Origin of the sequence: Labrys monachus, from assembly GCF_030814655.1 — a bacterium.
GTDB lineage: Bacteria > Pseudomonadota > Alphaproteobacteria > Rhizobiales > Labraceae > Labrys > Labrys monacha.
Genome location: NZ_JAUSVK010000001.1, coordinates 5,978,656 through 5,999,170 on the forward strand (window position 1 = coordinate 5,978,656; position 20,515 = coordinate 5,999,170).

Annotated in this window: 16 protein-coding genes; 14 read left to right on the forward strand and 2 right to left on the reverse strand. The window is 67.1% G+C overall.

Features of this window, described 5'->3' with window-relative positions; genetic code table 11:
- Positions 1 to 3: 3 nt before the first annotated feature.
- From J3R73_RS27300 to J3R73_RS27350, 11 genes are all read left to right on the forward strand, one after another.
- The gene (locus J3R73_RS27300) at positions 4 to 759 is read left to right on the forward strand and encodes an SDR family NAD(P)-dependent oxidoreductase (protein ID WP_307434759.1); all 756 of its coding nucleotides are present in this window, start codon (positions 4 to 6) and stop codon (positions 757 to 759) included.
- A 30-nt stretch (positions 760 to 789) separates the two neighbouring features.
- On the forward strand, positions 790 to 1,701 hold the full coding sequence (locus tag J3R73_RS27305) for an NAD-dependent epimerase/dehydratase family protein (RefSeq protein WP_307434761.1): 912 nt from the start codon (positions 790 to 792) through the stop codon (positions 1,699 to 1,701).
- 307 nt (positions 1,702 to 2,008) lie between these two features.
- Entirely contained in the window at positions 2,009 to 2,794 is a 786-nt protein-coding gene (locus J3R73_RS27310) for a GntR family transcriptional regulator (RefSeq protein ID WP_307434764.1), read from the forward strand.
- Positions 2,791 to 3,702 (forward strand): carbohydrate kinase family protein, encoded by a 912-nt coding sequence (locus J3R73_RS27315; RefSeq protein WP_307434768.1) that lies wholly within the window; start codon positions 2,791 to 2,793, stop codon positions 3,700 to 3,702. The genes J3R73_RS27310 and J3R73_RS27315 overlap by 4 nt, the downstream gene beginning before the upstream one ends.
- Positions 3,703 to 3,795: 93 nt before the next feature.
- Positions 3,796 to 4,914, forward strand: coding sequence for an SIS domain-containing protein (locus tag J3R73_RS27320; RefSeq protein ID WP_307434770.1), 1,119 nt, complete (start codon positions 3,796 to 3,798; stop codon positions 4,912 to 4,914).
- Entirely contained in the window at positions 4,914 to 5,720 is an 807-nt protein-coding gene (locus J3R73_RS27325; protein ID WP_307434773.1) for a BtpA/SgcQ family protein, read from the forward strand. Before J3R73_RS27320 ends, J3R73_RS27325 begins: the two co-directional genes overlap by 1 nt.
- A gap of 275 nt (positions 5,721 to 5,995) precedes the next feature.
- Positions 5,996 to 7,054, forward strand: coding sequence for a BMP family lipoprotein (locus J3R73_RS27330; RefSeq protein WP_307434776.1), 1,059 nt, complete (start codon positions 5,996 to 5,998; stop codon positions 7,052 to 7,054).
- 70 nt (positions 7,055 to 7,124) lie between these two features.
- Positions 7,125 to 8,684, forward strand: a complete 1,560-nt coding sequence (locus J3R73_RS27335; RefSeq protein ID WP_307434778.1) for an ABC transporter ATP-binding protein — start codon at positions 7,125 to 7,127, stop codon at positions 8,682 to 8,684.
- Positions 8,681 to 9,817, forward strand: coding sequence for an ABC transporter permease (locus J3R73_RS27340; protein WP_307434781.1), 1,137 nt, complete (start codon positions 8,681 to 8,683; stop codon positions 9,815 to 9,817). The genes J3R73_RS27335 and J3R73_RS27340 overlap by 4 nt, the downstream gene beginning before the upstream one ends.
- Before the next feature lie 21 nt (positions 9,818 to 9,838).
- Entirely contained in the window at positions 9,839 to 10,756 is a 918-nt protein-coding gene (locus tag J3R73_RS27345) for an ABC transporter permease (protein ID WP_307434784.1), read from the forward strand.
- Positions 10,757 to 11,288: 532 nt separating this feature from the next.
- Complete coding sequence (locus J3R73_RS27350) at positions 11,289 to 13,772, forward strand: EAL domain-containing protein (protein WP_307434787.1); 2,484 nt, start codon at positions 11,289 to 11,291, stop codon at positions 13,770 to 13,772.
- 14 nt (positions 13,773 to 13,786) lie between these two features.
- On the opposite strand, the gene J3R73_RS27355 is transcribed toward J3R73_RS27350, so the two are convergent.
- Together J3R73_RS27355 and otsB are read right to left on the reverse strand one after the other, a co-directional pair.
- A complete protein-coding gene (locus tag J3R73_RS27355; protein WP_307434790.1) occupies positions 13,787 to 16,012 on the reverse strand; it encodes an alpha,alpha-trehalose-phosphate synthase (UDP-forming) in 2,226 nt (741 codons plus the stop codon).
- 266 nt (positions 16,013 to 16,278) lie between these two features.
- Positions 16,279 to 17,091, reverse strand: a complete 813-nt coding sequence (otsB, locus tag J3R73_RS27360) for a trehalose-phosphatase (protein ID WP_307434793.1) — start codon at positions 17,089 to 17,091, stop codon at positions 16,279 to 16,281.
- A 424-nt stretch (positions 17,092 to 17,515) separates the two neighbouring features.
- Here otsB and J3R73_RS27365 point away from each other — a divergent pair, with 424 nt between their 5' ends.
- From J3R73_RS27365 to J3R73_RS27375, 3 genes are all read left to right on the forward strand, one after another.
- The gene (locus J3R73_RS27365) at positions 17,516 to 18,049 is read left to right on the forward strand and encodes a helix-turn-helix domain-containing protein (RefSeq protein ID WP_370880024.1); all 534 of its coding nucleotides are present in this window, start codon (positions 17,516 to 17,518) and stop codon (positions 18,047 to 18,049) included.
- Between the two features lie 88 nt (positions 18,050 to 18,137).
- On the forward strand, positions 18,138 to 19,121 hold the full coding sequence (locus tag J3R73_RS27370; protein ID WP_307434796.1) for an NAD-dependent epimerase/dehydratase family protein: 984 nt from the start codon (positions 18,138 to 18,140) through the stop codon (positions 19,119 to 19,121).
- 360 nt (positions 19,122 to 19,481) lie between these two features.
- Positions 19,482 to 20,498 (forward strand): ABC transporter substrate-binding protein, encoded by a 1,017-nt coding sequence (locus J3R73_RS27375; RefSeq protein ID WP_307434799.1) that lies wholly within the window; start codon positions 19,482 to 19,484, stop codon positions 20,496 to 20,498.
- Positions 20,499 to 20,515 lie beyond the last annotated feature (17 nt).

A 20,515-nucleotide genomic window follows, 5' to 3' on the forward strand; every position in this document is an offset into this window, starting at 1 on the left:
GCCATGCCCTCTCCCTCGCCGCAATTCGACGGCAAGATCGCCATCGTCACCGGGGCCGGCAGTGGCATCGGCCGCGCCGCCGCCGAGGGCTTCGCCACCGGCGGCGCCACGGTGATCTGCGTCGACTGGAAGGAGGCGGACGAAGCCGCCGCCGCGATCCGGGCGACCGGCGGACGGGCGGAAGCCGCGAGCCTCGACGTGCGCGACGCCGAAGGCTGGACGGAGCTGGTGCAGGACGTGCTCGGCCGCCACGGCCGCATCGACATCCTCGTCAACAATGCCGGCATCGCCGTGGCCGGCGACACCGCGATCGACGTGTCCGAGGCGGTGTGGGACCGCATCCTCGATATCAACGCCAAGGGCGTCTGGCTCGGCATGCGCGCCGTGCTGCCGGGGATGGTGGCGCGCCGGAGCGGCAAGATCTGCAACGTCGCCTCGACGGCGGCCCATATCGGCCTGCGCGACGCCGCCGCCTACTGCGCCTCCAAGGGGGCCGTCCTCGCCTTGACGCGGCAGGCCGGAGTGCAATACGCGCCCCACAACGTCCAGATCAATTCGGTGTCGCCGGGCACGACGATGACCGGCATCCAGCGCGACGTCACCGACGCCCAGCGCGCCGCCTTCCTGCCGCTGACGCCGATCGGCCGCTTCGCCGAATCGCCGGAGGTCGCCGCCGTCATCCTGTTCCTCTGCTCGGACGGCTCCTCCTTCGTGACGGGATCCGACGTGAGCGTCGACGGCGGCATGGTCGCCCTGTAGGCCGGCCCGAACGCAAGAGAAGGAGCCCGCATGAACGTTCTGTTGACCGGCGCCGCCGGTTTGATCGGCATGGCCCTGAGGCCGATGCTCGCCGCGCGCGGGCACAAGGTCGTCCCGATCGACATCACCGGCTTCGGCCGCGACGATCCCGCGCTGAGGCTGGTCGGGCTCGACGAGCGCGGTCCGCTCGAAGCGCTCATCCGCGAGGAGGCGATCGACGCCGTCCTGCATTGCGGCGCCATTTCCGGCCCGATGATGGCGCAGGGCGAGCCGCTCAAGCTCGTCTCGGCCAATATCGACGCGACCGCCCTGCTGCTCGACCTCGCCCGCGTCCACGCCATGCGGCGCTTCGTGTTCTGCTCCTCGATCAGCGTCTATGGCGATGTCGGCGCGGCGGCCATCACCGAGGCGACACCGCTGCGGCCGACCTCCGTCTACGGCGCCACCAAGGTCGCCTGCGAGCAGCTGATCCAGGGCTTCGCGGTGGAATACGGCCTCGCCGGCGTCAGTCTGCGCATCGGCCGGGTCTACGGCCCCTACCGCCGCGCCAATTGCCATCTCAACGCGCTGATCCGCAACGCCGAGAGGGGCGTGGAGACGGAGATCCCCTGCGACCCCGGTTTCGTCTACCACTACGTCTATGCCGACGACGTCGCCGAAGCGATGATCGCCGCGCTCGAGGCCAGGGACCTGCCGCACCGCGAATACAATGTCGGCTCCGGCGAGGCGCTGACCATGCCGGCCATCGTCGAGAAGGCAGCCGCCGCCCATCCGGACATGCGCCCGCGCCTCGTTCCCGGCGCCGACGACGTGCCGGACGTGCAGACGCGCTTCGACGTCGCGCTGATCGCCGCCGATCTCGGCTGGAAGCCGCGCTTCCCCATCGCCGAGGGCCTCGCCGCCTATCGCGACGCCATCCGCGCCGGCAAGGCGGCGGCGTGAACACGCATCCCATCCGGGGCACGAGATGACCCGATCTCCTGCGCGCGCTCAGGCCGGCGTCGGCGCAGATTTTCGGGGAGCGGAGACGTCTCGCCCGCCCCTGTTTTCCCGGCGGCGTGAAAACCGGCCCGGACAGGCCGCGAGAAGCCCGGGTACCGGCCTTCAGCACGCTCCGGCCTAGATGTCCGGTCGAAACGGGCGAGAGGTATTTTGCCGTCGGTAAAGAAACAAGACGTCTGACCTCTGATGTCAGTTGACTTCGCCGCCGTCCTTCCGCATTCTCCGCCTGCCGAGCATGGAGGCCGACGTGGACGACCTGCAGATCACCCATCTTTCCGGACGCATCTGGCAGGGCGGCGTGCCGCGGGAAGACCTCGTGGGGCGCGTCTCGAACGCTCTTCGCGAGCAGATCCAGTCGGGCGCGCTGCCGCATGGCACGCGGCTGCGGGGCGAGGCGGAACTGGCGCGCCAGCTCAACATCAGCCGGCCGACCCTGCGGGAGGCGACGCGGATCCTGGCGCGCGACGGCCTGCTCGACATCCGCCACGGCGTCGGCACCTTCGTCACCGACCCGTCCCGGCATGTCAGCAGCGCCCTCGACACCATGCGCTCGATGAGCGCCCTGATCCGCTCCTTCGGCGGCGAACCTCGCGTGCGCGACATGACGTTCCGGATGGTCCCGGCGGAGGGCGGCGTCGCCGAGGCGCTGGGTGTCGCCAAGGATACCCCGGTCGCCCAGATCTGCCGCGTGCGCCTGATGGACGAGCGGCCGCTCGCCGTCGCCTATGAATATATCCGCCTCGTCGATCCCGCGCGGGAGTTCGCCTTGGTGCGGCGCTTCGACGGCAGCTCGATCTACCGTTTCATGTCCGAGCAATTGGCGCGGCCGCTGGCGCGCAGCGAGATGTCGGTGACCGCGGTCTCCGCCGGCAAGACCTTCGCCGCCTTGCTGGACCTCAAGCCGCGCTCGCCGCTCCTCCTGATGCGCGAGGCGCATTTCGACATCGAGGGCCGGCGCTCGCTCTATTCGGTCAACTACCACAATTCCGACGTCATCGACTTCACCCTGGTCCGCGCCGGGATGAAGTCATGACGGCCTCCTTCGCCGCCTTCGGGAACCTGTCCATCGACGATCTCGTCTTCGTCGATGGCTCGACCCGGTGGGGCGTGCCGGGCGGCAATGCGATGTATGCCGCCCTCGGCATGGCGGTGTGGGGGGAGCGCGCCAGCATCGTCGCGCCCGTCGGTCCGGAATATCCGCTGGGTCCGCTGGCCGGGCGCATCGACCTCTCGCGCTGCCCGGCGCTGCCCCGCACCCTGCGCAATTGGGGCCTCTACGAGGAGGACGGGTCGCGGCATTTCGTGTTCCGGCGGGAGACACGCAACTGGGCCGATTTCAGCCCCGCTCCCTCCGCGGTAGCCACCGGCCGGCAGGACGCGGCCCATATCGCGCCCCTGCCCTGGCAGCATTATGGCGGCCTCGTCGGCGCCCTGCGCGACAGCGGCACCCGTCTCATCTCCCTCGACCTCGACGACCGCGATCTGGCGAAAGTCGGCCTCGACGAGGTCGGCGCGCTCCTGAACAGCGTCGATCTCTTCCTGCCGAGCCGCCAGGACGCCGAAGCCCTCTTCCCGGACGCCGACCCGATCGAGGCCGTGCGGCGCCTGCGCGCCATCGGCCCCGACGTCGCGCTGATCGCGGTCAAATGCGGCGCCGACGGCGTCGTCGCCCATGCGGCCGGCGCCCGGCAGGGCATCCGCCTGCCCGCGCTCCCCGTCGACGTCGTCGATGCGACCGGGGCCGGCGACACCTTCTGCGGCGGCACGCTCGTCGGCCTTGCCCGCACGGGCGATCCCCTGGAGGCGCTGCTGTTCGGCGCCGTCGCCGCCTCCTTCTGCGTCGAGGCGCTCGGCTCTTCGCGGCTCGCCGCGGCCACACCCGGCGAGGCGAGGCGGCGGCTCGATGCCCTGCGCGCCCGCGCCGGCACCTATCCGATCTGAACGAAGGCCGGGCCGCGAGGCCGGGCCGCACCAAAGCAAATGAAGGGAATTGCCGTGCAGAACGAAAAGACCGTCATGCTGCAAGAGATTGCCATGCAACCCGGTTTCGTGCGTGACAATGTCGACGCCATGCTCGACTTCATGCGCGGCGTCGTCGCCCCGCGCGAACCGGGAACGCTGCGCCACGGCTTCATGATCGGCTGCGGTGACAGCTATTGCGCCGCCCTCGCCGCGCGGCAGCACATGTCGCTGGCCACCGGCCGCTTCATCGAGCCGGTCGAAGCCCTGGAATTCTCGCGCTACCTGGTGGGCCACCTGCCCGAGGACAGCTTCGTGTTCGGCATCTCCAATTCCGGAACGGTATCGCGCACCATCGAGGGCGTGCGCCTCGCCCGCGAGCGCGGCGCCTGGACCTTCGGCGTCACCGTCAGCGCCGACAACCGGCTGGCGAGGACAGCGGAGACGCTGATCAAGGTCAATGCCACCCCGAACATCAAGGAGCAGCCGGACGGGACGCGCGTCGTCACCCCCGGCACCATCACCTACACCGCCAGCATGCTCGGCCTCGTCATCGCCGGCATCGCCCTCGGCGAGCGCATCGGCAATCTCGACGCCGCCGAGGTCGCGGCGCTGGTGGCCGACCTGCACGCCCTGCCCGACGCGATGGCGAAGGCCGATGCCGTTTCCGGCACGCTCGCCGAGGCGATCGCCGCCAGCTTCACGAAAGATCGCAAGACGGTGATCCTCGGCGGCGGCCCGAACTATGCCACCGCCTATTTCGGCATGGCCAAATGGTTCGAGGGCCTGACGCGCCCCTGCCACCTCTCCGAGCTCGAGGAGTGGGCGCACGAACATTACTTCATCACCGACGAGATGACCGACACCATCATCATCCTGCCCCCGGGCGCCGGGCACGACCGCGGCCTCGAACAGGCCCAGGCCGCGCGGGAGATGGGCTCGCGCATCATCATCATCGGCGAGGAGGGCGACGAAGAGGCCAAGGCGGCCTGCGATATCTTCTTCGCCATGCCGCCGGTGCCCGAAACGCTGTCGCCCTTCGTCTACAAGGCGCCGTTCGAATATCTGTCCTGCCACATCTCCGACAAGCAGGGCATCGCCTTCCTCGGCTTCGACAACCGCAAGCGCCAGGAAGTCAATTTCCGCCAGATCTTCAATTCGGCGCAGAAGGCCGAAAGCGGAGCGGCGGCCTGATGAGCGAACTTCTGTCCCTCATCCGCGCCGGCAGGAAGCCGGTCATCGGCATGGTGCAGCTCGGCGCCCTGCCGGGCAGCAGCCGCTACCGGGGCGCCGGCATCGACGACATCCTCGTCCCGGCCCTCGCGGAGGCGCAGATCCTGGCCGAGAACGGCGTCGACGTGCTGATGGTGCAGAATCTCGGCGACGTCCCGACCGACCTGCACGCCACCAAGGCGCAGGTCGCCTGGATGACGCGGGTGTCGAGCGAGGTCCGGCAAGCCTTCGGCAAGCCCGTCGGGCTCAACCTCCTGGAGAACGACGCGGAGGCGATGTTCGCCGTCGCGTCCGCCGCGGGGGCCGATTTCGTGCGCATCAAGATCTTCGTCGGGGCGATGCTGACGCCGTTCGGTGTCGAATCGGCGCAGGCCTTCGCGGCGATCCGCGCGCGGACGAGCTGGAACGCCGACCATGTCGCCATCTTCGCCGACGTCCACGACCGCACCGGCATGTCGCTGGTGCCCGGCACCTTCGAGGACGACCTCGACTATGCCGTGCGCCTCGGCACCGCCGACGGACTCGTCCTCACCGGCAAGACCTACGCTCAGACGCACGACTATATCGCCATCGCCCGGCGCAGGGTCGGCCAGGTGCCGATCCTGGTCGGCGGCAGCGTCACCGCAGAGAATGTGGCGGAAGTGAACGCCGTCGCCGACGGCACGATCGTCTCCTCCTCCCTCAAGGGCACCGGGACGGCCTTCGGCAGCTTCGATCCCGCCAAGGTCCGATCCTTCATGGCCGCCGCACAGGAGGCGAAAGCGTAGAACGAGCACAAAGGGGCAAGGCCTGGGCAAGCGCCACGTTCCACCCTCCCCTCGAGGGGGAGGGGCGACGCGAAGCGTCGGAGTGGGGTGACTTCTTCGCAAGAATTCATTGTTTCTTGCCTGTGTCATGCCGGGTCGCGCCATCACCCTACCCCGGCCTTGCAGGCTGACCCTCCCCCTCCAGGGGAGGGTGTCGCACCGGACCTGAACCACCCGGCGAAGAGAGCGAAGCTCCGCGCCGACTGTCGTCCACTCCAGATCCAAAGGGAACACAGATGAGAAGAGTTCTTGCAGCACTCGGCATCCTGGCGATGCTGGCCGGCAGTCTGCTCTTGGCCGGCGCCGCCGAAGCGAAACTGCGCGTGGCGATGGTCACGTCGGAATCCGGCCTCGGCGACCGCTCCTTCAACGACATGATGAACCAGGGGATGAAGAAGGCGGCGGCCGAGTTCGGCATCGATTATGTCGTCATCCAGCCGCGCTCGATCTCGGAATTCCAGTCGACCCTCGCCCGCGCGGCGGGCCAGGGCTTCGACTTCATCGTCGGCTCGTCCTTCGACATGATCAAGCCGATGCAGACGGTGGCCGCCGCCTTCCCCAACCAGAAGTTCGGCCTCGTCGATGTCGGCCCCGACCCGATCGCCCCCAATGTGGTGAGCAGCGTGACCAAGGACTGGGAAGGCTCCTTCCTCGTCGGCATGATCGCGGCCAAGACCACCAAGACGGGCACGATCGGCTTCGTCGGCGGCAAGGACATCCCGATCATCCACCGCTTCTTCATCGGCTATTATTACGGGGCGAAGATGGCCAATCCCCAGGTCAACGTCCTTGAGACCTATGCCGGCACCTTCACCGACCCGGCGGCCGGCAAGGAATACACGCTCTCGCTCGTCAACCAGAAATCCGACATCAACTTCGCCGTCGCCGGCGCCACCAGCGCGGGTGTGATCGACGCGGCCAAGAGCACCAAGACGCTCGCCATCGGCGTCGATTCGAACCAGAACTACCTCGCTCCCGGCTTCGTGCTCACCTCGATGGTGAAGCGGGTCGACACCCAGGCCTACGACATGATCAAGTCGGTGGTGGACGGCACGTTCAAGGGCGGTACCGTGCTCTATTACGGCCTGAAGGAAGGCGGCGTCGACGCGGCGATGGACCAGTACAACAAGGGCCTCATCGCCGACGACGTCCTCAAGCAGGTCGATGTGCTGCGCCAGAAGGTGATTTCCGGCGAGATCGTGGTGCCGAACTATTTCGACCTGAAGCCCGGCCAGAAGGAGATGGGCACGCCGCCGATGGCGACGCCGCCCTCGATCGCCGGCAAGAGCAACTGAGCGGATACGGAACGACGGCGCGGCGAACCCTTGCCGCACCTCTCCCTCCTCCAGCGATCCGGGTGATGCCATGCACGGCAGCGACCTCGTCACGATGCGCAATATCGCCAAGCGGTTCGGGGACCTCATGGCGATCCACGATGCCTCGATCGAGATCCGGCCCGGCGAGATCCACGCCCTCGTCGGCGAGAACGGCGCCGGCAAGTCGACGCTGATGAACATCCTCTACGGCCTCGTGCCGCGCACGGGCGGTGAAATCCTGCTGCGCGGCGCACCGGTGTCGTTCGACGGTCCCGCCGAGGCGATCAAGGCCGGCATCGGCATGGTGCACCAGCATTTCAAGCTGGCGCCGTCCTTCACCGTCGCCGAGAACATCATCATCGGCGCCGAGCCGGTGCGCTCCTTTTCCCGGCTCGACCGCCGGCGCGCCGAGGAGCAGACCGCCGAGCTCAGCCGCCGCTTCGGCCTCGACCTCGATCCCAAGGCCGTGGTCGGCACGCTGCCGGTCGGCCTGCGCCAGCGGGTCGAGATCCTCAAGGCGCTCTACCGCAATGCCGAGACGCTCATCCTCGACGAACCCACGGCCGTGCTGACGCCGCAGGAGACGCATGAGCTGTTCGCCACCATGCAGGCCCTGGCCGAGAGCGGGCGCTCGGTGATCTTCATCACCCACAAGCTGCGCGAGGTGCTGGCGGCGGCGGACCGCATCTCGGTGATGCGGCACGGGCGCATCGTCACCACGCGCGACAATGACGGCATCACCGCCGACGAGATCGCCAGCCTGATGGTCGGCCGCAGCGTGCTGCTGCGGGTGAGCAAGGCCGCCTCCCGCCCCGCGCCGGCCTGCACGCTCGAGATCCGCAACCTGACGGTGCGCAGCGAGCGCGGCGCCGTCGCGGTGGAGGACCTGTCGCTCGACATCCATCCCGGCGAGATCGTCGGCCTCGCCGGCGTGCAGGGCAACGGCCAGGACGAGCTGGTCGAGAGCATCGCCGGGCTGCGGCGGCCGGTCGCCGGCCGCATCTCGATCTGCGGCACGTCGCCCGCCGCCTCCAGCCCCCGTGCCGCGCGCAAGGCCGGCCTCGCCTATATCCCGGCGGACCGCGGCCAGGTCGGGCTCTCGCTGCAGAGCTCGATCTGGGAGAACCTGACGCTCGGCCACCAGGCCGAGTTCAGCCATGGCCCGCTGCTCTCGGCCGGGGCGGCACGGCGCCGGACGCGCGAACTCATCCGCAGGTTCGACATCCGCGGCGCCGGCGAGGACACCCCGGCCGGCGCGCTCTCGGGCGGCAACCAGCAGAAGGTGCAGCTCGCCCGCGAACTGACGCGCGCGGTCTCGCTGATCATCGCCGAGCAGCCCTCGCAGGGCGTCGACATCGGTGCGATCGAATCGATCCACCGCATGCTCGTCAAGATGCGGGACGAAGGCTGCGCCGTCTTCGTCGTTTCGGCGGATCTCGACGAGATCTTCTCGCTCTGCGACCGCATCCTGGTGATCTATCGCGGCCGCATCGTCGGCGATTTCGCCAGCGCCGATGCGACGGTCGAGGGCGTCGGCCGGCTGATGGGCGGCCTGGAGGCGGAGGCCCCCCGCGCCGACGACCCGGTTCCGGCCGAGACAGGGACATGAGCGTGAGCGAGAGCGAGACGAGCCTGCCCAAGCAGGCGGGCCTTCCGGGGATGCGCATCCTGAAGCCGCTGGCCGGCCCGGTGCTGGCGGTCGTCATCTCCTTCGTCATCGGCGGGCTGCTGGTCGCCGCCCTCGGCCAGGACCCGGTCGCGGTCTATCGCCTGCTCATCGAAGGCAGCCTCGTCGGCTGGGCCAACCTGTCGGTGACGCTGCAGATGACGACGCCGCTGATCTTCACCGGCCTCGCCGTCGCGCTCTCGTTCCGCTCCGGCATCTGGAACATCGGCGTCGAGGGCCAGATGCTGATGGGCGCCCTCGCCGCCGGCATCGTCGGCTACGCCGCCGACCTGCCGCCGCTCCTCCACGCGCCGGCCTGCATCCTCGCCGCGGCGCTGGGCGGGGCGCTGTGGGCCGCCATTCCAGCCCTGTTGCGGGTCTATCTCAACGTCAATGAGCTCGTCATCTGCCTGATGCTCAATCCGACGGCGCTGCTCGTCACCGGCTATATCTCCACCCGCGTGCTGAAGGCGCCGGGGCCGACCAACAAGCTGCCGGACATCGCCGACGCCGCGAGGCTGACCAATTATTCGATCTTCTCGCAGCTCAATACCGGCATCTTCATCGCCATCGCCTGCTGCGTCGCGATCGCGGTGTTCAACCGCGTGACGGTGCGCGGCTATGAATGGAAGCTGATCGGCCTCAATTCGCGCTTCGCCCATTACGGCGGCGTCAATGTGCGCCGCAACGTCATCGGCGTCATGCTGGTCAGCGGCGCCATCGGCGGCCTCGCCGGCGCGGAGCAGGTGCTCGGCGTCTACGGCGCCTTCTACGACAATTTCTCGCCCGGCTACGGCTTCGACGGCATCGCCGTGGCCATGCTGGCCCATTCCCATCCCATCGGTGTGATGCTGGCGGCCTTCCTGTTCGGCGCGCTCGACAGCGGCAGCTCGGTGCTGCAGATGCAGATGGGCATCAGCAAATATCTGGTGCAGGTGCTGCAGTTCATCGTGGTGCTGATCCTGGCGGCCCAGTTCTCCTTCGGCTGGCTGGACCGGCACCGCAAGAGGCAGGCGGCCGGCGCCCCCGCCGCCGCGCCGGGCGAGCAACCCGGCCCGACCCCCGCCGACCGCTGACATTCCGCAGGAGCGAGCGCCATGATTTCCGACATCGCCTTCTCCGCCATCCGCATCTCCACGCCGCTGATCTTCGCGGCGCTGGGCGGCCTCTTCACCTTCCAGGCGGGCATGCTGAACATCGCGCTGGATGGCTTCATGATCGTCGCCGCCTTCGCCGCCATCGCCGCCGCCTATATCTCGGGCAGCCTCGCCGTCGGCGTGCTGGCCGGCATCCTCGCGGGCATGCTGATGGCGGCGCTGATGGCGCTGTTCAACCTGCGCTTCCGCGCCCATATCTTCATCGTCGGCATCGCCGTCACCTTCCTCGCCTATGGCCTCACCGCCCTGCTCCTCAAGAGCCTGCTCGGCCAGGACGGCGTGTTCGCCTCCGACGCCATCCCCACCTTCCCGGCCATCGACATCCCCTTCGTCGCCGACATACCGGTGGTCGGGCCGCTGGCCAGCGGCCATACCCTCCTCGTCTACGTCGCCTATCTCGCCATACCCGTGGTGCATTGGTGGCTCTACCGCACGCGCTGGGGCCTCCGGGTGCGGGTGGTCGGCGAGGCCGAGGACGCCGCGCGCGCCGCCGGCATCCCCGTCGAGCGGGTGAAATTCCAGACCATGCTGCTCAGCGGCCTGTTCTGCGGCCTCGCCGGCGCCTATCTGTCGCTCGGCTATGTCTCGCTGTTCGCCAAGCAGATGAACAATGATCGCGGCCTGATCGCCCTGGCGGCGATCTTCTTCGCCAAGGGGCGGCCGGTACGCACCGCGGCCGTCGCCGTGCTGTTCGGCCTGGCGACGGCGCTCTCGGTGCGACTGCCGCAGGTCACCGGCGCGGCGCCGCAGCTGCTCGAGCTGATCCCCTATCTCGTGACCATCCTCGCCATGGTGATCGTCGGCATCCGCACGACGCGCGACAATGCGCTGAACGGAAGCTGGCGCTTCGATCAGTAGGCGCGGAAGCCTTCTCAGACCGGGATCGAGGAGATCGCGATATGACGATTGGTATGGTGGCGGGCCGGATCGCGGCCAGCGAAGTGGGCGGTTGACTGCGCCGGCATCATAGTGTGCCAGGCGGCGCAGCCGGTGCCGACAAACAAACGCTCCAGCCAAGTGATGCCGACAGGAACAGCGCTTCAAGAAAATTATGCTTTTTATTGCCAATAGGTTTAAATAAAATACCCCTACTGCTTCATAAGACGACCATTTATATTTTTGATATGTATCACGTTCGCGTTAATAGAACAAATTAATTGAGTTTAATTGCAAATTTAAGCGAAATATTATTTCGAAGGAAATCCTTAAAATCTTTAGTCAAGTTCAGACCAGGAGATAAGGATCTTATTTTTCGACTGAACGAATCAGGTTGTATTTGCATCCACTCGGCGTACGCTACAACGTAGTGAGGTGGGGCGTCAGAGTGTCTTCTTGGAAGTGCTTCCGGTCGGGCTCTGACGATTGTTACAGCCGGGTCGGGGGGACGGTATTGAAGCGGCTTTCTGAAATAGTCCCGGCGATCAAGGCGATCAAACGAGGGGCATACGATCTCCTCGGCGGGCGGACGGTGCGCGTCGAAACCGCCCTGGAAGCGATGCCGCAAGCCGTCTGCATGTTTGATTCCCGGCGACGGCTGATCCACGGCAACGGCCGTTACGCCGATCTCTTCGATCTGCCGCCGGAGCTTGCAAAGCCGGGGACCCCGCTTCTCGACATCCTCCATCATGGAGCCATGTTCGGTCCGCTTCCGGACGAGGATCCCAAATCCCATGTCTGGAGGCCGCTCGACGCTGCGGATCGGGCCGGGCATTCCGCCGCCCTGCTCGAACTGAAGGATGGCCGCATCGTTCGGGTTTCCCACCAGCCGACGACCGGCGGGGGCTGGCTTTCGACATATGACGACATCACCGGGCAAACCCGCATCGGCAACGAATTGGCACAGGCGCGGGCCGCCCTGGGTCTGGAGGAGGAAGCCTTCGATCTGCTGTTCGACAGCAACCCCGTTCCCATGTGGGTCTTCGATCGGGAAAGCCTCCGCTTCCTCGCGGTCAACAATGCGGCTGTGGAGCGCTATGGCTATAGCCGCGACCAGTTCCTTTCGATGACGATCCTGGATATTCGACCGAAAGAGGAGTGGGAGGCCGCGAGAAGCGCCGCCGGCAGGGAATGGACGGCCGAGAACGGCAGCACATGGCGGCACAAGAGGGCAGACGGCGGCGAGCTTCTCGTCGACGTCTACGCGCGATCGATCACCTATGAGGGACGCAGCGGACAGCTGGTCGCCGTCGTGGACGGGACCGAGCGCCTGAAGGCGCGAGACGAATTGCGGCGCGCGCAGGAGTTCCTGGCCGTCGTGATCGAAAGCATACCGGACGCGATCTTCGTCAGGGATGCCCGGAGCGGACGGTTCATCCTTCTGAACAAGGCCGCGGAAGACTTTCTCGGCATGACTCGCGAGAATGTCATCGGAAAGCTGATCGAAGAGGTCTATCCCGCGACGGCCATCGAGGAAATTACCAGGCAGGACGAGGAACTGTTGCGAAACGGCGAACTCGCCGTCGACAGCCACGCGATCAATTTGCGCTCGGGGGACTCGCGTTTCATCACGCTGAACCGCATCTTGCTGAAGGGTGCGGACGGCGCACCGCTGCACATGCTGGCCGTCATCCGGGATGTCACCGAGCGCGCCCGGGCCGACAAGCGCATTGCCCATCTGGCGCTGCACGATCCCTTGACGGACCTGCCGAACAGGACTGCGTTCAATGAGCGTCTTGCCGCGATACTGAAGGCGTCCATCGACACGGGCGACCGTTTCGCCATTCTCAGCATCGACCTCGATCACCTCAAGGAGGTCAACGACATCTTCGGCCATGCCTCCGGAGACCAATTGTTGTGCGAAGTATCGCGCAGGCTCCTCGCCGTCGCCGAGGGGGGATTGGTGGCGCGCATCGGCGGCGACGAGTTCGCGCTGATCGCCAAGGCGGACAGGGCAGCAAGCATCGCGCTCGCCGATCGGGTGATCGACGCCGTCAGCGGCGATCTGGATATTCTAGGCGAGCCTATCCGCACAAGCCTGGGCATCGGCATTGCGATCTTTCCGGACGATGGCGGCGATGCGACAACGCTTCTGGCAAATGCGGACGCCGCGCTCCATCGCGCCAAGAAGGAAGGACCGGGGGTCTCGCGGTCATATACACCCGAGATGGACAAGAAGCTGCGCGAACGCCGTTCGATGCGGCGCGAGCTGGCCTCCGCGATCGAGCGCGGCGAACTGGTCGTGTTCTATCAGCCGCAGGCGGAAATCGCCGGCAAGATCACCGGATTCGAGGCCCTGCTGCGTTGGCGGCATCCAACCCGGGGATGGGTTTCTCCGGGCACCTTCATCCCCCTCGCCGAAGAGAGCCGCCTCATCGTGCCGATCGGCGAGTGGGTGCTGCGCGAGGTATGCCGTGAGGCTGCATCCTGGCCGCTTCCCCTGGGCGTGGCCGTCAATCTGTCTCCGGTGCAATTCCAGCACAGCGATCTGCCCGGCCTTATCCGTTCCATCCTTCTCGAAACCGGCCTCGCCTCGAACCAGCTCGAACTGGAGATCACGGAAGGCGTGTTGATGGACGATTCCGGGCGCATCGCGTCGATCCTCCGCGAGGTCAAGGCTCTGGGCGTGCGGATCGCGATGGACGACTTCGGAAGCGGATATTCATCATTGTCCTATCTTCAGTCGTTCCCCTTCGACAAGATCAAGATCGATCGCACCTTCGTGACGAAGATCGAGGACAATCCCCAATCGGCGGCGATCGTGCGGGCCGTGCTGGGGCTTGCTCACGGCCTGCGATTGCCGGTTCTCGCCGAGGGGGTCGAAACCGAGGAGGAACTCGCCTTCCTCGCCCGCGAAGGCTGCGACCATGTGCAGGGATATTACATCGGACGGCCGCTCCCCATCGCGGAATATGCCGGGGTGGTGGGGCGCATCTAGGGAGAACGTCCCGCTCACTGCTCCCTGTTCCGGTTGCCGATGTCGAGGATGCGCTGGCGCTGGCGGACCTGCGCGGCGTCGAGCAGCATGCGGCCGGCCCAGCGATAGACGTTGCGCTCCTGCACCTGCTGGCGCATGACGCGGATGCGCTCGCGCTGCTCCTGGGCCGGCATCGACAGCGCCGTCTCGATCGCCTGCGCCATTTCCTGCGCGTGGTAGGGATTGACGATCAGGGCCTCCGACATCTCGCGCGAGGCGCCGGTGAAGCTCGACAGCACCAGCACGCCCTGCTCGTCGTCGCGGGCGGCGACGAATTCCTTGGCGACGAGGTTCATGCCGTCATGCAGGCTGCTGACGATGCACAGGTCGGCGGCGCGGAACAGCTTGAACACCTCGTCATGCTCATGGTGGCGCACGATCAGCAGGATCGGCTTGTAGTCGCCCTCGCCGTGCCGCTGGTTGATCTCCTCGACCAGGGCTTCCGCCTCATTCTGCAGGTTGCTGTAGGCGAAGAGCTTGCTGCGCGTCGGCGCCGCGACCTGGACGAAGACGAAATGGCCCTTCCAGGACGGCGTGCTCGTCAGCAGGGCGTCGACCGCCTTCATGCGGTCGAGCAGGCCCTTGGTATAGTCGAAGCGCTCGATGCCGACGGCGAGCTTGATGTCGGGCGGCAGGCCGAGGTCCCGCCGCACCTCGGCGCGGCACGTCTCGACGGGCGGCTGGCTGGCGAGCGCCCGCGGCGGCCATTCGATCGAGATCGGATAGGGCCGGACCATGGTTTCGTGGCCGCCGAGCGTCACCGTCGCCCTCTCGCGGTCGATGCGGCTCTCGACATAGCGGTCGACCGTCTCGAAGAAATTGTTGCAGTGGAACTGGGTGTGGAAGCCGAGGATCGTGCTGCCCAGCAGGCCCTCGATGATCCTCTCCTTCCAGGGGCAGATGCCGAACGTCTCGGCATTGGGCCAGGGGATGTGCCAGAAGGTGATGATGGTCGCCCGCGGCAGGCGTTCGCGGATCATGCGCGGCGCCAGGGCGAAATGATAGTCCTGCACCAGCACGATCGGATCCTCGGTGCGCGCCTCCTGGGCGACCGCATCGGCGAAGCGCTCGTTGACGATCTCATAGGCGTGCCAGTCCTCCTCGCGGAAGGTGGGGCGGACGAAGGCGATGTGGCAGAGCGGCCACAGGCCTTCGTTCGCCAGCCCGTAATAATAGCCGTCCTGCTCCTCGTCGGTGAGCCAGATGCGCCGCAGCGTGTAGGCGGGGTCCTGCGGGGGCACGGCGATCTTGTCGTTGCGGTCCACCGTCTCGCGATCGGCATTGCCGCTGCCATGGGCGATCCAGGTGCCGCCGCAGGCCCGCATCACCGGCTCCAGCGCCGAGACCAGGCCGCTCGCCGGCGTCTGCACCGTGACCTTCTGGCCGGTGCGGATATGGATATAGGGCTCGCGATTGGCGACGATCAGGACTTCCGCGCCCGGCAGGGCGTCGTGCAGGAGGCGCTGCAGCGCGTCGGGGTTCCAGTCGATCTGGGTGGTCTCGAACGGCACCCGCCCGATCTCGCGCAGCAGCGTCTGGATCTGCGCGTCGATCGGCGTCAGTTCGCGCCGTTCGGGCGACAGCGGGCGCCCGGACCGCACATCCTCGACGGCCATCTGCAAGGAGCGCATCCAGCCTCGCAGCATGAAGAACACGAAGATGGCGGCGATGCCGGCGATGACGACGGCAAAGCCGGCGAAGGTCAGGGCGACGAAGGTCTGGGCGGTGTCGGAGCGGACATCGATGAAGCTGAGGTCATGCAGGATGATCAGATGCGCCTTGCCGCTCTGCTCGGCGAGGGGAAAGGTGCCGACGAGAATGTTCTGCCGCCCCCTGGTGAGGGTGGAGAAATTTCCGGCTTCCTCATCGGGGAGATTGTCGCATGAGAAGGTCGGCGGCATCAGCTTGGTCGGCTTCAGCAGGCGCCCGCTCGGATCGCACAGACCGACCGCGAGGATGCGGTTGTCCTGCGCGACGCCGTCGAAGATCGAGCCGAGCCGGTCCATGTCGCCGGTGGCCAGCGCGTGGGAAACCGGCCCCTGGATGGCGTTGTAGACGAGGCGGGAACGGGCTTCGACGTCGCGTCGCGACCAGTGTTCGATGAAGGTTTTGGAGAAGGGGGCGACGCCGGCGATCAGGGCCACGACCAGGATGACGCCCGCCGCCGCGAACTTGACGCCATCGGCCAGGCGGAGCTTCATGCCCCGCCTCCCGCCCGGCTGAGCCGGCCTTCATGCGCATTGCCGCCAGCCGGCCGCGACGGACCGGCGTGCCTCCTCGAACCATCAAGCATGATCATGACCTCTTCTGGACGCGGGCCGACATCGCGATGAGCCCGCGCATCCGCCCTGTCAATGAAATGTGCCGGGCAAGGCCGGGGTCGGGCCCGAAAACCTGCCTTCGATGCCGTCGCTGCCAAGGAAGGAACCGGCATCGGCGCGGTGCCCGGACACGGCCTCCCCGCGGCTCATGCGCGAAGCGCTCCCTCGCGGACCCGCTCGAGGTCGCCGGCCAGCGTGGCGATCCACAGACGGACCTCGTCGGGCGAGCGGAAGGCGGAGCGGTCGAGGCTGAAATATTCGCCGGCGACGCGCAGGGCCACGCCCCCCTGCTCCTCGACGAACAGGCAGGCCTCCTCGTCCGAGACATCGTCGCCGATGAAGACCGGCGTGCGCCCGGCGAAGGCCGGCAAGGAGAGCAGGAATTTGACGGCCTGGGCCTTGGAGATACGTGTCGCCACCACCTCGAAGACGAAGCGCCCGGCCATGATGCGCCTGTCGCCGCCGACCTGCGCCAGCACCTCGCTCAGCGCGCCGAACACCGCTTCGCCCTTGTCCGGCGCAGCCCTGTAATGCACGGCGATCGCCGTCGCCTTGGGCTCGACCACCACGCCGGCGAATCCGCCCACGGCTTCCTCGATCGCCGCAAGCAGGAGCGGGTCCGTCGCCAGCGCGAAGCCGACGACCTCCCTGTCGTCGGCGAGGCGCATCTCGGCGCCGTGCTCGGCCGCCGCGCAGAAACGCGAGGGTTCGAGAAGGCGGTCGATGTCGGCCAGCGGGCGGCCGCTGACGATCGCCATGGCGCCGGAGAGCCCGGCCTCGATCCCTTCCAGCTTGCCGGGAAGCCATGGCGGCGTGCGCACGTCCCAGGGATGCTCGGCGATGTCGAGCAACGTGCCGTCGAGATCGAGGAACAGGGCCCAGTCCTGCGGGGCCGCCGCGATCTGCTCCCGTATTGCCGGCGTCCTTTCGGTGAAAGCGCGGTTGTCAGCTGTCGACATATGCCTTCCGTTCCTCCGAATAGGCCATCGCGGGCAGGAAATCCCAACTACAACACCAAGTAAATTCAAGGTATATTGCAAAAGATACTCATTATATCCAGCCTACTTGTGAAGCAACCGCATTGCAAGTGTTGACATTTCACGTCTCGGTCGCTATCCAAATGGGTTGAAATTGTGCCATCCGGCCGGGTTTCACGTCAAAATTGCAGAACTCCGGGCGATTTCAAGGCGCCATGCGAACCTTTGCCTCCGCAGTCACCCTGCCATAATGCCCCGGGGGGATGCTAAGGTTCCGGGAGCCGAGTCCGCCCCCGTCGCGGCAGCGGACGAAAGCCGGATCATCGAATCGGAGCCCGCGAGCGTTGCGGCGGCCGTCGAAAAGCCGTCCCGGCGCGGGCGGGCCGGAAAGGAAGCGGAGCAAGCCGTGAACGATGCAGCCTCCCTGCGCCGCATGCGCCTCCTGCGCGGCATGAAGCAGGCCCATCTCGCCGAACTCCTGGACGTTGCCCAGACCACGGTCTCCCGCTGGGAACGCGGCCTTCTGCCCCTTCCCGAGCCCCGGCGCGCCGCCATCGAGCGCCTCCTCGCGCCGCCGGCCGGACGGGCGCAGGACGCCGCTCTGAAACGCCTGGTGGAATCCTCCGCCGGCAAGGTGCATCTCATCTGCGACCGGACGCACCGGCTGCTCGCCGCCTCCCGCCCGCGCCAAGCCGAGTGGAAGGGCGACCCGTCCGCCTTCATCGGCAGATCCCTGCTTGCCTACGCGTCCGCGGAGATCCTGGCGGCCGAAGCGAGGCTGGGCGAACTCGGCTGGCACGACGGCCGGCTGGACAGCCTCGCTGTCGACACCGGCTCCAACGGCCACCCGCTCCTTCCCATCCGTCCCGGCCGCATGTTGTGGGAGCGCATCGTGCTCGCCGACGGCACCGCCGGCCGCCTCGTGACGACGCTCGCCTGAGCCCGTCGGCACCCCGCATATCTTATGCGTGGCCCCGCCGGCCGACTCCCCGTAGCGTCGCTGCGGCTCCAGAAAGGACATGGCGGCGATGACCATCCTCGTGACCGGCAGCGCCGGCCATCTCGGCGAAGCGCTGATGATCCGCCTGCGCGCCGCGGGCGAAGCGGCGCTCGGGCTCGACATCAAGCCGTCCCGGTTCACCGACCGCGTCGGCTCGATCGCCGACCGGGACTTCGTGCGGCGCTGCATGGCGGGCGTGCGCGCCGTCCTCCACACGGCGACGCTGCACAAGCCGCATGTGGCGACCCATGCCGCCCAGGATTTCCTCGACACCAATGTCACCGGCACGCTGGCGCTGCTCGAGGAAGCGGCCGCCGCCGGCGTCGGCGCCTTCGTCTTCACCAGCACGACGAGCGCGTTCGGCGCCGCCCTGACGCCGGCGCCGGGGGAGCCGGCAGCCTGGATCACCGAGACGGTCGCACCGGTCCCGCGCAACATCTACGGCGTGACCAAGGTCGCTGCCGAAAGCCTGTGCGAACTGGCCTTCCGCCGCCAGCGCCTGCCGGTGATCGTGCTGCGCACGTCCCGGTTCTTTCCGGAGGCCGACGACGAGGCGGCGGTCAGGGACGCCTACGAGACCGCCAACGTCCAGGCCAACGAAATGCTGCATCGGCGCGTCGATCTCGCGGATGTCGTCGAGGCCCATCTGCTCGCCGCCGGCAAGGCGGCCGCGATCGGCTTCGGGCGCTATATCGTCTCGGCGACGACGCCGTTCTCGCCGGACGATCTCGGCCCGCTGCGCCGCGACGCCGCCGCCGTGGTGCGGCGGCTGTTCCCGGACTGCGAGGCGCTGTATGCCGCGCGGGGCTGGAGGCTGGTCCCGCAGATCGACCGCGTCTATGTCAACGACCGCGCGCGGGCGGCGCTGGACTGGCGGCCGCGCTGCGATTTCCGGCACGTGCTCGACAGCCTGCGCGCCGGCACGGACTTCCGCAGCCCGCTGGCCCGCGCGGTGGGAAGCAAGGGCTACCATGCCGCCTCCTTCGGGCAGGCGCCCTATCCGGTCGGGTAGACGGAGCCGGCAAGGCAGGCCGGCCCTTCCGGGTGCGCGGACGTCCCGTCCGCCCTTGGAAACGCCTCGTCGCAAAGGAAGCGGAGGGGAAGAGCGGACGGGACGTCCGCGCACCAGGGGGCGCCCTCACCGGACGGGTCATAAAGTACGATTTAATGAAAAGGACCGAGATCGACCGAACGCCCACAAAAATCGGTCTCCAGGCTGGAAATCCGTCGCCTCGCAGCCATCTTGCCAGGCATACGCATCCTCTCCATCCTTTCCACTCCCCTCTGTCCTGCGCGAGACGGGTTGACGTCCGATATAAAGTACGATGATTATGTCCTGCCAAACGTCGTGACCAACACGAGAGGGGACATCATGAAGCTTACCATTGCAGCCTGTGCCGCGGCCGTCGCCCTGGCGCTGGGCGTATCGGGCGCCGCCCTGGCACAATCGAAGGGCGAGGTCCGGCTGCTCACCTATGAAGGCTATGCCGACCCGGCCTGGGTGAAGGAATTCCAGGACGAGACCGGCATCGCCGTCAAGGTCACCTATGTCGGCGGGGTGGACGAACAGATCGCCAAGATGAAGGCGTCGAACGGCAAGGATTACGACGTCGTCGCCGTCGATACCGCGAGCCTCAAGGCCTTCGCGGACCAGAAGCTGGTCGCGCCGATCGACAAGTCGAAATTCACCAGCTTCGACAACCTCCTGCCGCAGTTCCAGCCGATGGCGAACGCCACGTTCGACAATGTGACCTACGGCATTCCCTGGGCCTGGGGCTCGCTCGGCCTCGTCTACGACAAGAAGACCTTCCCGCAGGCGCCGACCTCCTGGTCCGTGCTGTGGGATCCGCAATACAAGGGCAAGGTCATCTCGCTCGACGACGCCAACAATTGCGTGAACTTCGCGGCCATCGCGCTCGGCATCAAGGACCCCTTCAAGCTCGACGACGCCCAGTTCGCGCAGGTCAAGCAGAAGCTGGTCGACCTCAAGCACAACCTCCTCACCTATTTCGCCGGCTTCGACGAGGGAACGACGATCTGGTCGGAGAACAATGTCGTGCTGATGTTCTCGATGGGCGAGCTCAATGCCATCAACCTGAAGAAGAAGGGCTTCGACGTCGGCTATACCATCCCGAAGGAGGGCGCCGTCGGCTGGCTCGACAACCTCACGGTCAGCGCCGGCTCGCCGCATCCCGAATTCGCCTATGCCTGGATCAACTTCGCCTTCCAGAAGAAGATCGGCGCCGACATGGCGGTGAAGTCGGGCTGGGCCAGCACCACGGCGCCCGCCGAGGGCATGGACTATGCGGACAAGCTGATCTGGGCCAAGAATCCCGAGGACTACAACCGCCGCCAGGCGCTGTGGAACGAGGTCAAGGCCAGCAACTGACCGCGGCTTCGATGACC